Source organism: Polaromonas sp. YR568, assembly GCF_943371715.1.
Classification (GTDB): domain Bacteria; phylum Pseudomonadota; class Gammaproteobacteria; order Burkholderiales; family Burkholderiaceae_C; genus Polaromonas.
On sequence record NZ_CALRVW010000002.1, the window covers coordinates 28725 to 40960 of the forward strand.

The 12236-nt window shown below is 63.5% G+C and carries 13 protein-coding genes; 11 read left to right on the forward strand and 2 right to left on the reverse strand.

The annotated features are described in order from the left end of the window. Positions 1-28: 28 nt before the first annotated feature. The 3 genes from typA to AAG813_RS01590 all read left to right on the forward strand — a co-directional run bounded on the left by typA (position 29) and on the right by AAG813_RS01590 (position 3936). Positions 29-1852, forward strand: a complete 1824-nt coding sequence (gene typA, locus AAG813_RS01580; RefSeq protein ID WP_341911140.1) for a translational GTPase TypA — start codon at positions 29-31, stop codon at positions 1850-1852. A gap of 63 nt (positions 1853-1915) precedes the next feature. After that, entirely contained in the window at positions 1916-2800 is an 885-nt protein-coding gene (locus AAG813_RS01585; protein ID WP_293594994.1) for a DMT family transporter, read from the forward strand. Further along, entirely contained in the window at positions 2797-3936 is a 1140-nt protein-coding gene (locus tag AAG813_RS01590; RefSeq protein ID WP_341911143.1) for an enoyl-CoA hydratase/isomerase family protein, read from the forward strand. Before AAG813_RS01585 ends, AAG813_RS01590 begins: the two co-directional genes overlap by 4 nt. A gap of 72 nt (positions 3937-4008) precedes the next feature. Here the strand turns inward: AAG813_RS01590 and smpB are convergent, their stop codons facing one another. Then, complete coding sequence (gene smpB / locus AAG813_RS01595) at positions 4009-4563, reverse strand: SsrA-binding protein SmpB (protein ID WP_240523512.1); 555 nt, start codon at positions 4561-4563, stop codon at positions 4009-4011. A 55-nt stretch (positions 4564-4618) separates the two neighbouring features. On the opposite strand from smpB, the gene AAG813_RS01600 reads away from it, so the two are divergent. Together AAG813_RS01600 and AAG813_RS01605 are read left to right on the forward strand one after the other, a co-directional pair. After that, on the forward strand, positions 4619-5071 hold the full coding sequence (locus AAG813_RS01600; RefSeq protein ID WP_341911148.1) for a type II toxin-antitoxin system RatA family toxin: 453 nt from the start codon (positions 4619-4621) through the stop codon (positions 5069-5071). A gap of 5 nt (positions 5072-5076) precedes the next feature. Beyond that, positions 5077-5415: an RnfH family protein gene (locus AAG813_RS01605; protein ID WP_341911150.1), complete on the forward strand. Its 339-nt coding sequence runs from the start codon at positions 5077-5079 to the stop codon at positions 5413-5415. Positions 5416-5433: 18 nt separating this feature from the next. On the opposite strand, the gene AAG813_RS01610 is transcribed toward AAG813_RS01605, so the two are convergent. After that, complete coding sequence (locus AAG813_RS01610; RefSeq protein ID WP_341911152.1) at positions 5434-5970, reverse strand: DUF4124 domain-containing protein; 537 nt, start codon at positions 5968-5970, stop codon at positions 5434-5436. A 143-nt stretch (positions 5971-6113) separates the two neighbouring features. On the opposite strand from AAG813_RS01610, the gene guaB reads away from it, so the two are divergent. The 6 genes from guaB (at position 6114) to tadA (ending at position 12232) form a co-directional block, all read left to right on the forward strand. Next, positions 6114-7583, forward strand: coding sequence for an IMP dehydrogenase (gene guaB, locus AAG813_RS01615; RefSeq protein WP_341911154.1), 1470 nt, complete (start codon positions 6114-6116; stop codon positions 7581-7583). Positions 7584-7647: 64 nt separating this feature from the next. Further along, positions 7648-9261 carry a glutamine-hydrolyzing GMP synthase gene (gene guaA, locus AAG813_RS01620; RefSeq protein WP_341911156.1) on the forward strand — a complete coding sequence of 538 codons (1614 nt, stop codon included), beginning with the start codon at positions 7648-7650 and terminating at the stop codon, positions 9259-9261. Positions 9262-9281: 20 nt separating this feature from the next. After that, positions 9282-9866, forward strand: coding sequence for a 2'-5' RNA ligase family protein (locus AAG813_RS01625; protein WP_341911159.1), 585 nt, complete (start codon positions 9282-9284; stop codon positions 9864-9866). A 40-nt stretch (positions 9867-9906) separates the two neighbouring features. Continuing rightward, a complete protein-coding gene (locus tag AAG813_RS01630; RefSeq protein ID WP_341911161.1) occupies positions 9907-10545 on the forward strand; it encodes an FMN-binding negative transcriptional regulator in 639 nt (212 codons plus the stop codon). Between the two features lies 1 nt (position 10546). After that, positions 10547-10786: a hypothetical protein gene (locus AAG813_RS01635; protein ID WP_341911163.1), complete on the forward strand. Its 240-nt coding sequence runs from the start codon at positions 10547-10549 to the stop codon at positions 10784-10786. 66 nt (positions 10787-10852) lie between these two features. Then, complete coding sequence (gene tadA, locus AAG813_RS01640; protein ID WP_341911165.1) at positions 10853-12232, forward strand: tRNA adenosine(34) deaminase TadA; 1380 nt, start codon at positions 10853-10855, stop codon at positions 12230-12232. The last annotated feature ends 4 nt before the right edge of the window (positions 12233-12236 follow it).

Genomic DNA, 12236 nt, shown 5'->3' on the forward strand with positions numbered 1-12236 from the left:
CCGAATTGAAGTTTTTAGAAAGCGAACCATGAGCCACAAGCAAATCCGAAACATCGCCATCATCGCCCACGTTGACCACGGCAAGACCACCATGGTCGACCAGCTGCTGCGCCAGTCCGGCACCTTTGCCGAACACGAAAAAGTGGTCGACACCGTGATGGACAACAACGCCATCGAAAAAGAGCGTGGCATCACCATCCTGGCCAAGAACTGCGCCGTGACCTGGGAAGGCACGCACATCAACATCGTCGATACCCCCGGTCACGCCGACTTCGGTGGTGAAGTCGAGCGCGCGCTGTCCATGGTCGATGGCGTGGTGCTGCTGATCGACGCGCAGGAAGGCCCGATGCCGCAGACGCGTTTCGTGACCAAGAAGGCGCTGGCACTGGGCCTCAAGCCCATCCTGGTGGTCAACAAGGTGGACAAGCCTGGTGCGCGTCCCGACTACGTGGTCAACGCCGCTTTCGACCTGTTCGACAAGCTCGGCGCCACCGACGAACAGCTCGATTTCCCGGTGGTTTACGCTTCCGGCATCAACGGCTGGTCGTCGATGGAAGAGGGCGCGCCCGGTGAGCAGTGGGGTCCCGACATGTCGGCCCTGTTCAATACCGTGCTCAAGCATGTGCCGCATCAGGAAGGTGATCCTGCAGCGCCGCTGCAGCTGCAGATTTCCGCGCTCGACTTCTCGACCTTTGTCGGCCGTATCGGTGTGGGCCGTATCAGCCAGGGCACGATCAGGCCGATGATGGACGTGGTGGTGATGGAAGGTCCGGACGGCAAGGCCGTCAAGGGCCGCATCAACCAGGTGCTGACTTTCCAGGGCCTGGAACGCGTGCAGACCACGGAAGCCGGCCCCGGCGAAATCGTGCTGATCAACGGCCTGACCGACATCGGTATCGGCGTGACCATCACCGACCCGGTCACACCGATGCCGCTGCCCATGCTCAAGGTCGATGAGCCGACCCTGACCATGAACTTCTGCGTCAACACCAGCCCGCTGGCCGGCCGTGAAGGCAAGTTCGTCACCAGCCGCCAGATCTGGGACCGCCTGCAGAAAGAGCTGCAACACAACGTGGCGCTGCGCGTCAAGGAAACCGACGAAGAAGGCATCTTTGAAGTCATGGGCCGCGGCGAGCTGCACCTGACCATCCTGCTGGAAAACATGCGCCGCGAAGGTTTCGAGCTGGCCGTGTCCAAACCCCGCGTGGTGTACCGGGACATCGATGGCGTGCGCCACGAGCCGATCGAGCTGGTGACGGCCGACATCGAGGAAACCCACCAGGGCGGCGTGATGCAGGCCCTCGGTGAGCGCAAGGGCGATCTGGTCAACATGGAATCCGATGGCCGCGGCCGCGTGCGCCTCGAGTACCGCATTCCGGCGCGTGGCCTGATCGGTTTCACCAATGAATTCCTGAACCTGACGCGTGGTTCCGGCCTGATCTCCAACATCTTCGATAGCTACGAGCCGCACAAGGGCGAGATCGGCGGACGCAAGAACGGCGTGCTGATTTCCATGGACGATGGTGAAATCTTCACCTACGCCCTGGGCAAGCTGGACGACCGCGGCCGCATGTTCGTCAAGGCCAACGATCCGGTGTACGAAGGCATGATCGTCGGTATCCACAGCCGTGACAACGATCTCGTGGTGAATGCCACCCGTACCAAGCAGCTGACCAACTTCCGCGTGTCCGGCAAGGAAGACGCGATCAAGATCACGCCGCCTATCGAATTGACGCTGGAATACGGCGTCGAGTTCATCGAGGACGACGAGTTGGTCGAGATCACGCCCAAGTCGGTCCGCCTGCGCAAGCGTTACCTCAAAGAGAGCGACCGCAAGCGCGCCGGCCGCTAAAAAATCAAAAGGCGGTGCGGGCACTCTAGTGCCTGCCCGCCTTTTTTCTTTTTTTGGGACACCATGAAACTGACACACAGCCGCGCCGTACTTCTGATGATCGCGATCACGCTGATGTGGTCTATTGCCGGCGTGGTGACGCGCCATCTTGAATCGGCCCGCAGTTTTGAAGTGACCTTCTGGCGCAGCTTTTTCACGCTGCTGTCGTTGCTGGTCCTTCTGCCGCTGTTTCAGGGGCGCGCGGTGTTTTCCAGGATCCGCCATGCGGGCCGCTTCCTGTGGCTGTCGGGGGTCTGCTGGAGCATCATGTTCACCGCCTTCATGCTGGCGCTGACCATGACCAGCGTGGCCAATGTGCTGGTGACCATGGCGGTCGGGCCGTTCATCACTGCCCTGGTGGCGCGGGTTTTCATCGGCCACCGCATTCCTCCCCGGACCTGGGTGGCCATTGCCGTGGCGGGTGTGGGCATTGCCTGGATGCACGGCAGCCAGGTGAGCCTGGGCGCCAGCGCGGGGCAACTCGCCGGCACGCTGGTGGCCCTGCTGGTGCCCATGGCCGCGGCCGTGAACTGGACCGTGGTGCAGCGCAGCCAGGCGCATGGCGAAAAAATCGACCTGGTGCCGGCCGTGCTGGTGGGCGCGGCGATTTCCTCGCTGCTCACGCTGCCGCTGGCGTTTCCGTTTGTCGCGACGCCGCATGACATCGGCCTGCTGGCCCTGCTGGGCCTGGTCCAGCTGGCGATCCCCTGCGTGTTGTCGGTGGTTTGTGCCCGCGTGCTGAAAGCGCCCGAGATGGCGCTGCTGGCGCTGCTGGAGATCATTTTCGGCATTCTGCTGGCCTGGGCCGGCGCGGGCGAAGTGCCTGCAGCCAGTGTGCTGACCGGCGGCCTGCTGGTGATCGGGGCGCTGGTCGCCAATGAATTGATGGGATGGAGACAGAGAGCATGAACCAGACAACAACAACACACGTACCGGCCCACAGCGACATCCTGACCGAGGTGCGCGGGGGCGTCGGCTTCATCACGCTGAACCGGCCCAAGGCGCTCAATGCGCTGTCGCTGTCCATGGTGCGCGACCTGTCGGCAGCGCTGACGGCGTGGCGCGACGACGCGGCGGTAGCGGCGGTGGCCATTCGGGGCACCAACAAGGCGGGACGTCCCGGCACGCCGGAAAGCCTGTTCGGCGGCTTTTGCGCCGGCGGCGACATCCGCTTTTTCCACCAGGCCGCGCTGGCCGGTGACCCGGACCTGGACGCGTTTTTCACCGAGGAATACAGGCTCAACCACCTTATCCACAACTATCCCAAACCCTACATTGCCTTCATGGACGGCGTGGTGATGGGCGGGGGCCTGGGGATCAGTGTCGGGGCCAAGGTCCGCATCGTGACCGAACACACCAAGCTGGCCATGCCGGAAACCAACATCGGGTTGTTTCCCGATGTCGGCGGTGGCTACTTCCTGAGTCGCTGCCCGGGCAGTGTGGGGGAGTACCTGGCGCTGACCGGAGCCGTCATTGGCGCCGGCGAGGCGTTGGCGTACGGCCTGGCCGACATCGAGCGGCCCGCTGCCAGCCTGCCGGGTTTGTGGCAGCAATTGGGGGATCAGGCCTTTTCCGGTGTTTCGGCGGTCGAACAATGGATTGCTACTCATTTGATAGCTGATGGTGCCCGTCCTGAAAGGGCTGCAGGCCAAATGGATACCTATTTTTCGCTGGCCCGGGTGAAACACATCGTCGATGCCCTGGAAGCTGCGAAGGATGACGACTGGGCGCAGAAGACCGCTGTCGTACTGCGCAAACGTTCACCGCTGATGCTGCATGTGACGCTGGAGCAGATCCGCCGCGCCCGCAGCCTGAGCCTGGCGGACGACTTGCGCATGGAGCGCGACATGGTGCACCACTGTTTTCACCTGCGCCCCGGCGCGGCCAGCGAAACGGTCGAGGGCATACGTGCGCTGGCGGTCGACAAGGACTACACGCCGAAGTGGAACCCTGCCCGCATTGAAGACGTCAAGCCGCAGATGGTGCAGGCGTTTTTCGCCAGTCCCTGGGCGGCCGAAGCGCATCCGTTGCGCGACCTTCCATAAAACTGTTCTAGCGCTGCTGGTAGCCCAGCTCGGCCAGCCGCAGCAGCTCGTTGCGCGCGACCGGGCCGGAGGTCAGCGGCTGCGCGACTTCATCGCGCGTTCGACCTCGCGCTTGCCTTCGCGGTCCTTGATGGTGTCGCGCTTGTCGTGTTCGCCCTTGCCCTTGGCCAGACCCACCTCGCATTTGACCTTGCCGGCCTTCCAGTGAAGGTTCAGCGGCACCAGCGTGAAACCCTTTTGCTCGATCTTGCCGATCAGGCGCCGGATTTCGTCCTTGTGCATCAGCAGCTTCTTGGTGCGCACCGAGTCCGGCCGGACATGGGTGGACGCGGTCCCGAGCGGGTTGATCTGGCAGCCGATCAGGAACAGCTCGCCGTTGCGGATCACCACATAACCATCGGTCAGCTGCACCTTGCCTTCGCGCAGCGACTTGACCTCCCAGCCTTCCAGCACCATGCCGGCCTCGAAGCGCTCTTCAATGTGGTAATTGAAGGTGGCTTTCTTGTTGTCGGCAATACGCACGGCAGCGGCGGCAGCCTTGGGTGTCAGGTTGATAGCGGGCTTGCCGGTGGATTTTCCGGAAGACGCGGCGGCCGGTTTTTTGGAGGATGCTTCTTTGGTGGCCATGGGTCAGAGTTGAGGGCAGCGTCGGCTAATACAATCGAGCGCAGCCCATGATTGTATGAAAACCGTTCACAAGTCCGTTTTGATCTGGTACAGCGCAGCCGAAATGTTTGCCCTGGTCACCGATGTCGCCAGTTACCCGCAGTTTTTGCCCTGGTGCGACCAAGCCAGTGTGGTCGAGGAAGACGCGCGCGGCATGACTGCCAAGGTGGGCATCGCGTTTGCCGGTATTCATCAGAGTTTCACCACCCGCAACACCCACGTGCCAGACCGACAGGTCTCGCTCAAGCTGGTGGACGGCCCTTTCTCCAAGCTCGACGGCGACTGGGACTTCACCCCGCTGGGCGACGGCAGCCAGCGCGCCTGCAAGGTCGACCTGACCTTGCGCTACGACTTCGACAATGCGGCGCTGGCAGCGCTGGTGGGCCCGGTGTTTGACAAGATTGCCGGCAGCCTGGTCGATGCCTTTGTCAAAAGGGCCGCCCAGGTGTATGGCGAGGCCGCGGTCTGAACGCCATGGTGGCGCTGGACGTTTCGCTGCTGTATTCGCCCGGGCCGCGCCTGGTGCGCGAGTGGCAGGTGACCCTGCCGACCGGCAGCACCGTGGCACAGGCGATTGCAGCCAGCGGCATCCTGGTCGAGTTTCCGGAACTGGCAGCAGGCCGGCTGTGGGTGGGCATCTGGGGGCGCAAAACCAGTTTGCGCCAGGAATTGCACCAGCAGGACCGGCTGGAGATCTATCGCCCGCTGCGGGTGGACCCCAAGATCGCGCGGCGTGAGCGCTTCAGCAAGCAGGGCGCGAAAAAATCAGGGCTGTTTGCCAACAAAAGGGCAGGGGCCAAGGCCGGATACTGAGCGCCGACCGCTGCCTGCCTACTTGCAGTCGCTGTCCACGATGGCCTGCAGGCGCTTGCTTTCCGCTGCACGTGCGTTGTCGTCCATGATCTCGCGCTCGCCTTTGGTGTTGGTGGTCGATATCCGCACGCCGGACTGGATGGTCACCATGGCCTTTTTGGTGCGTTCGCAGTTGTCGGCTCGGGCTTTGGCGACTTTTTCTTCCTCGGCCTTTTTCTTGGCCGCTTCTTCCTCTTCCAGCTTTTTCTTCTTGGCTTCCAGCTCCGCATCCTTGCCGGAAATTTTCGGGGCGTTGGCCTTCACAGCCGGCGTCGCCGTTGCAACGGGAGAAACGGCTTCCGCGGGCTGGGCGGGGGCGACAGCCGCCTTGGCGCCACGCCGGCCACCGGGCTGCTTGAGGATGTCCTTGTCCTGAATGTCACTTGGTGGCGGACGGTCACTGAAAACCTTGCGTCCGTCCTTGCCTACCCACTGCCACTGGGCGGCGGCCGACAGCGCAAAAGTCCAGCCGGCAAGCAGCAGAAGAAGGTGTTTGGGCGTGATTTTCAGTTGCATGGGTTCAGTGTACCGGTAGCGCTCCCGCAGGCGAAGATGAACGCTGTCAGGCGTGGTCTTTTTGTAACGCGGTGGGCAAGACTTTCAGCGCTAGGGTTTGTACCGACCGGCGCGGGTACAATCGTGTTTTTGGAGCCATCCCTATGCGCCTACTCGGCAAAGCGCTCACCTTCGACGACGTATTGTTGGTGCCAGCGTTCTCCCAGGTCCTGCCCAAGGACACCTCGCTTTCCACCCAGTTCTCAAGAAACATCCGCCTGAACCTGCCCCTGGTTTCGGCTGCGATGGACACGGTCACCGAAGCCCGGCTGGCCATTGCCATTGCGCAGGAGGGTGGAATCGGCATCGTTCACAAGAACCTGACAGCGCAGGAGCAGGCCGCCCATGTGGCCAAGGTCAAGCGTTATGAGTCCGGCGTCGTGCGCGACCCGGTGGTCATCACGCCGGAACACACCGTGCTGCAGATACTGGAATTGTCCGAGCAACTCGGCATCTCGGGCTTTCCGGTCTGCGACGGCGGCAAGGTGGTCGGCATCGTGACCAGCCGCGATCTGCGCTTTGAGACCCGTTACGACGTCAAGGCGCACCAGATCATGACGCCGAGCGAGAAGCTGATCACGGTCAAGGAAGGCACGTCAGCCGTCGAGGCCAAGGCCCTGCTCAACAAATACAAGCTTGAACGCCTGCTGGTGGTCAACGACGACTTCGAGCTCAAGGGCCTGATCACGGTCAAGGACATCACCAAACAGACCAATTTCCCCAATGCCGCACGCGACGCCTCGGGCCGCCTGCGCGTGGGCGCGGCCGTTGGAGTTGGCGAAGGCACCGAGGAGCGCGTGGAGGCGCTGGTGCGGGCTGGGGTCGATGCCATCGTGGTCGACACCGCCCACGGCCACAGCCATGGCGTGATCGAGCGCGTGCGTTGGGTCAAGAAAAACTATCCGCAGGTCGATGTGATCGGCGGCAACATTGCCACCGGCGCCGCGGCGCTGGCCCTGGTGGAAGCGGGCGCTGATGCGGTCAAGGTCGGCATTGGTCCCGGCTCCATCTGTACCACCCGCATCGTTGCGGGGGTCGGTGTGCCGCAGATCATGGCGATTGACAGTGTGGCCATGGCGCTGCGCGGCACCGGCGTGCCGCTGATTGCCGACGGTGGCATTCGTTACAGCGGCGACATCGCCAAGGCCATCGCCGCTGGCGCCGGCACGGTGATGATGGGCGGCATGTTTGCCGGTACCGAGGAAGCCCCCGGCGAAGTGATCCTGTTCCAGGGGCGCAGCTACAAGAGCTACCGCGGCATGGGCAGCATTGGCGCGATGCAGCAGGGCAGTGCCGACCGTTACTTCCAGGAAGCCACTACCGGCAACCCGAACGCCGACAAGCTGGTGCCCGAGGGCATTGAAGGCCGGGTGCCCTACAAGGGGTCCATGGTCGCCATCATTTACCAGATGGCCGGCGGCCTGCGCGCCAGCATGGGCTACTGCGGTTGTGCCACCATTGAAGACATGCGCAACCAGGCCGAGTTTGTCGAGATCACGACGGCCGGCATCCGCGAAAGCCATGTCCACGACGTGCAGATCACCAAGGAAGCGCCGAACTATCGGGCAGACTGATCATCCCGATGGCCCGAGGCGTCCGCGAAGGACGCCTTTTCTTTTTTTGCCTGAAACGCCTCTCATGCAGCACCAAAAAATCCTTATTCTCGATTTCGGCTCCCAGGTCACCCAGCTGATCGCACGGCGCATCCGTGAAGCCCACGTGTTCTGCGAAGTCCATCCCTGCGATGTAACCAGCGACTGGGTCCGCGACTACGCCCAGGACGGCAAGCTCAAGGGCATCATCCTGTCGGGCAGCCACGCCAGCGTCTACGAGGACAGCACCGACAAGGCGCCGCAGGCGGTGTTCGATCTGGGCGTGCCCGTGCTGGGCATCTGTTACGGCATGCAAACCATGGCGCACCAGCTCGGCGGCATCGTCCAAAGCGGTCACAAGCGCGAATTCGGCCCCGCCGATGTACGGGCGCATGGTCACACCCAGCTGCTCGAGGGCATCCAGGATTACGCGACCTCCGACGGCCACGGCATGCTGCAGGTGTGGATGAGCCATGGCGACAAGGTCACCGAGCTACCGCCCGGCTTCAAGCTGATGGCAAGTACCGACAGCTGCCCGATCGCCGGCATGGCCGACGAAGAGCGCCGCTTTTACGCCGTGCAGTTTCACCCTGAAGTCACGCACACCAAGCGCGGTGCGGCCATCCTGGAGCGTTTTGTCCTCGATATCTGCGGCACCCGGGCCGACTGGATCATGGGCGACTACATCAGCGAGGCGGTGGAGAAAATCCGCGCCCAGGTCGGCGATGAGGAGGTGATCCTCGGCCTGTCCGGCGGCGTCGATTCATCGGTGGCAGCGGCGCTGATTCACCGCGCCATCGGCGACCAGTTGACCTGCGTGTTTGTCGACCACGGCCTGCTGCGCCTGGACGAGGGCGACATGGTGATGGACATGTTTGTCGGCAAGCTGCACGCGAAAGTCATTCGCGTCGATGCCGCCGACCAGTTCCTCGGCCATCTCAAGGGCGTCAGTGACCCCGAAGCCAAGCGCAAGATCATTGGCCGCGAATTCGTGGAAGTGTTCAAGGCCGAAGCCGGCAAGCTCAAGAGCGACCATTCGCGCCATGTGGCCTGGCTGGCCCAGGGCACGATTTATCCTGACGTGATCGAGAGCGGCGGCTCCAAGAACAAAAAAGCCATCACGATCAAGAGCCACCACAACGTGGGCGGCCTGCCCGAGCAGTTGGGCCTGAAGCTCCTCGAGCCCCTGCGCGAACTGTTCAAGGACGAAGTGCGGGAGCTGGGCGTGGCGCTGGGCCTGCCTTTTCACATGGTGTACCGCCACCCCTTCCCGGGTCCGGGCCTGGGGGTGCGGATTCTGGGCGAAGTCAAAAAGGAATACGCCGATTTGCTGCGCCGCGCCGACGCCATCTTCATTGAAGAGCTGCGCAACTTCATCGACGACGCCACCGGCAAAAGCTGGTACGACCTGACCAGCCAGGCGTTTGCGGTGTTTCTGCCGGTGAAGAGTGTGGGCGTCATGGGCGACGGCCGCACCTACGACTACGTCGTGGCCCTGCGCGCGGTGCAGACCAGCGACTTCATGACCGCCGACTGGGCCGAGCTGCCTTATGCGCTGCTCAAAAAGGTCTCCAGCCGCATCATCAACGAAGTGCGCGGCATCAACCGCGTGACCTACGATGTCAGCAGCAAGCCTCCGGCCACGATCGAGTGGGAATAGGGCGCAGCCCCGCCAGCACCATGCCTGAGCAGTCTTTCCTGCCTGGCTTCGAGGCCGCGCCCCGGCTCACGGACCGGCTGTTTTTCGCCATCTACCCGGACGCGACGACGGCGGCAGAGATTGCAGCGCTCGCGCAGCAACTGCGCACGGAACACGGTCTGCAGGGCAAGCCGCTGAAACCGGAGCGCTTCCATGTCACGCTGCATCACCTGGGCGACCATGACGGGGTGCCGCGGGACTTGGTCGAGGTGGCCCGTGCAGCGGCCGCAAACGTTACGGCCGCGCCGTTTGACATCACCTTCGACCGCGCTGCCAGTTTCACCAGTGCGCCGCGCAACCGGCCGTTTGTCCTGCGCGGCGACGGCGGGCTGGCGGCGCTGGTCGCTTTCCAGCAAAACCTCGGCGAGGCGCTGAAAAAAACCGTGCTCGGCCGCTGGGCCAAGCCAGGCTTCACGCCCCATGTGACGCTTCTTTACGACGATCGCAGCGTTCCCGAGCAGGCCGTGCCGCCGGTTTCCTGGACCGCGCACGAGTTGGTTCTCGTGCACAGCCTGATCGGCCAGACTTTGCATGTGCCCCTGGCGCGCTGGTCGTTGCACGCCTGAATCTCCTAAGCGTCCGGCTTTTTGTCGGATACTTCAGCCTATGTATTTGCCACCCCAGTTCAAGGGTGATCGCGCGCAAGCTCAGGCGCTGATCACCGACCATCCCTTCGCCAGCCTGATCAGCGTGGACGACGCGGGTCTGCCTTACGTGACGCATCTGCCGCTGCATCTGGAAGAACGCGGTGATCAGCTGGTGCTGCTCGGTCATGTCGCCAAACCCAATCCGCATTGGCGCTACCTGCAGGCCAGGCCGCAGGCGCTGGTGACTTTTCTCGGACCACATGCCTACCTGTCGCCCAAGGTCTACCCCGACCTGGCGCGGGTGCCGACATGGAATTACCTGGCCGCGCATGGCACCGTGCAGGCCAGCCTGATCGACGAGTCGCAGGCCAAGGACAGCCTGCTCAAAAAGCTGATTGGCGACCATGAGCCACCGTATGCCGAGCAGTGGCGCGGCCTGGGTGAAGAGTTTGCCCACAAAATGCTGGCCGGCATTGTGGCCTTTGAATTGCAGGTCACCGACTTGCAGTGCAAGCTCAAGCTCAACCAGCACCGGACCGAGTCGCACGCGGCCATGAAGGCCATGTATGCTGCCGGCACGCCCGATGAACAGGCGCTGGCCGGCTGGATGGACCGGCTGGGCATGGGGGCCGCCGCCGATCCCCGCAAGGAGACCTGACATGCGCGCCATCTTGGGTGTTCTGAGCCTGCTGATCGTTGTCGCCATCATCGGTGTGCTGGCGAAAAAACAGCTCTCCCCGGCGCCTGTGAAGGTGGCGCCGGCAGACGCCGGCCTGGCCTTGCCCGCGCCGGCGGTCGACGCCACACCGCTGCAGCAAAGCCAGCAGATTCAGAACCAGGTGCGCCAGTCGATTGAAACCACGATGCAGCAGGCCCGGCCCATGCCGGAAGATAAATAATTTGTATCAAATCGGGCTTGAGCCCTTATGCTACTTGCGCACGATGCTATAAAAAACGAAGCAATCATGAGCGATGCCGACTACATGCAACTGGCGCTGGCGCAGGCCCGGCAAGCCGCCGAAGCGGGCGAGGTCCCGGTCGGTGCGGTGTTGGTGCGCCATGGCCAGGTGATCGCCACCGGCTGCAACAACCCCATCAGCGGGCATGACCCGACCGCCCATGCCGAAATGCAGGCCCTGCGCTCGGCCGCGCAGGCCGGCGGCAACTACCGGCTTGACGAGTGTGAACTCTTTGTCACGCTGGAACCCTGCGCCATGTGCGCCGGCGCCATGCTGCATGCGCGGCTCAAGCGAGTGGTGTTTGGCGCGCCGGATCCGAAAACCGGGGCAGCCGGTTCGGTGATCGACCTGTTCGCCAACCCGCAGCTCAACCACCAGACGCAGGTGCAGGGCGGGGTACTGGCCGGGGAGTGCGGCGCGCTGCTGCAGGATTTTTTCCAGCAACGGCGCAGCGAACAGCGCCAGGAGACAAAACTGAACCATCCCCTGCGCGATGACGCACTGCGCACGCCCGACAGCGCGTTTGCCAATCTCCCGGACTACCCCTGGGCGCCCCGTTACCTCAGCGACCTGCCTTCGCTGGCCGGCCTGCGCCTGCATTACCTCGACGAGGGGCCCCGTGAGGACCTGACCTGGCTGTGCCTGCACGGCAATCCGGCCTGGAGCTATCTGTACCGCAAGATGATCCCGGTGTTCCTGGCGGCCGGGCACCGGGTGGTGGCGCCCGACCTGATCGGTTTCGGCAAAAGCGACAAACCGAAAAAGGACAGCTTTCACAGCTTCACCGGCCACCGCCAGATCCTGCTCGAGTTTGTCGAGCGCCTAGACCTGAAGAACATCGTGCTGGTGGTGCAGGACTGGGGCGGCCTGCTGGGCCTGACCCTGCCGATGGACGCACCTGAGCGTTACCGCGGCCTGCTGGTCATGAACACAACGCTGGCGACCGGCGATGTGCCCTTGTCGCCGGGCTTTCTGGCCTGGCGCGAGATGTGCGCGAAAAACCCCGAGTTCGATGTGGCGCGGCTGTTTGCGCGCGGCAACCCGCAGATGAGCGCCGAAGAGTGCGCCGCCTACAACGCGCCTTTCCCCGATCGGGGCCACCGCGCCGCCTTGCGTGCCTTTCCGGGCATGGTGCCCGAGGCCGAGGACGCGGACGGTGCCGCCATTTCACGCGAGGCCCGCAGTTTCTGGCGCGAACGCTGGCAAGGCCGGACCTTGATGGCCGTCGGTGCGCAGGACCCGGTGCTCGGCCTGCCGGTCATGCAGCAGTTGCAGGCCATGATCCGTGGCTGCCCCGAGCCTTTGGTGCTGCCGCAGGCGGGGCATTTTTTGCAGGAGCATGGGGAAAGCATTGCCCGGCAGGCGGTGCGTTCTCTGGGCGGCTGACCGG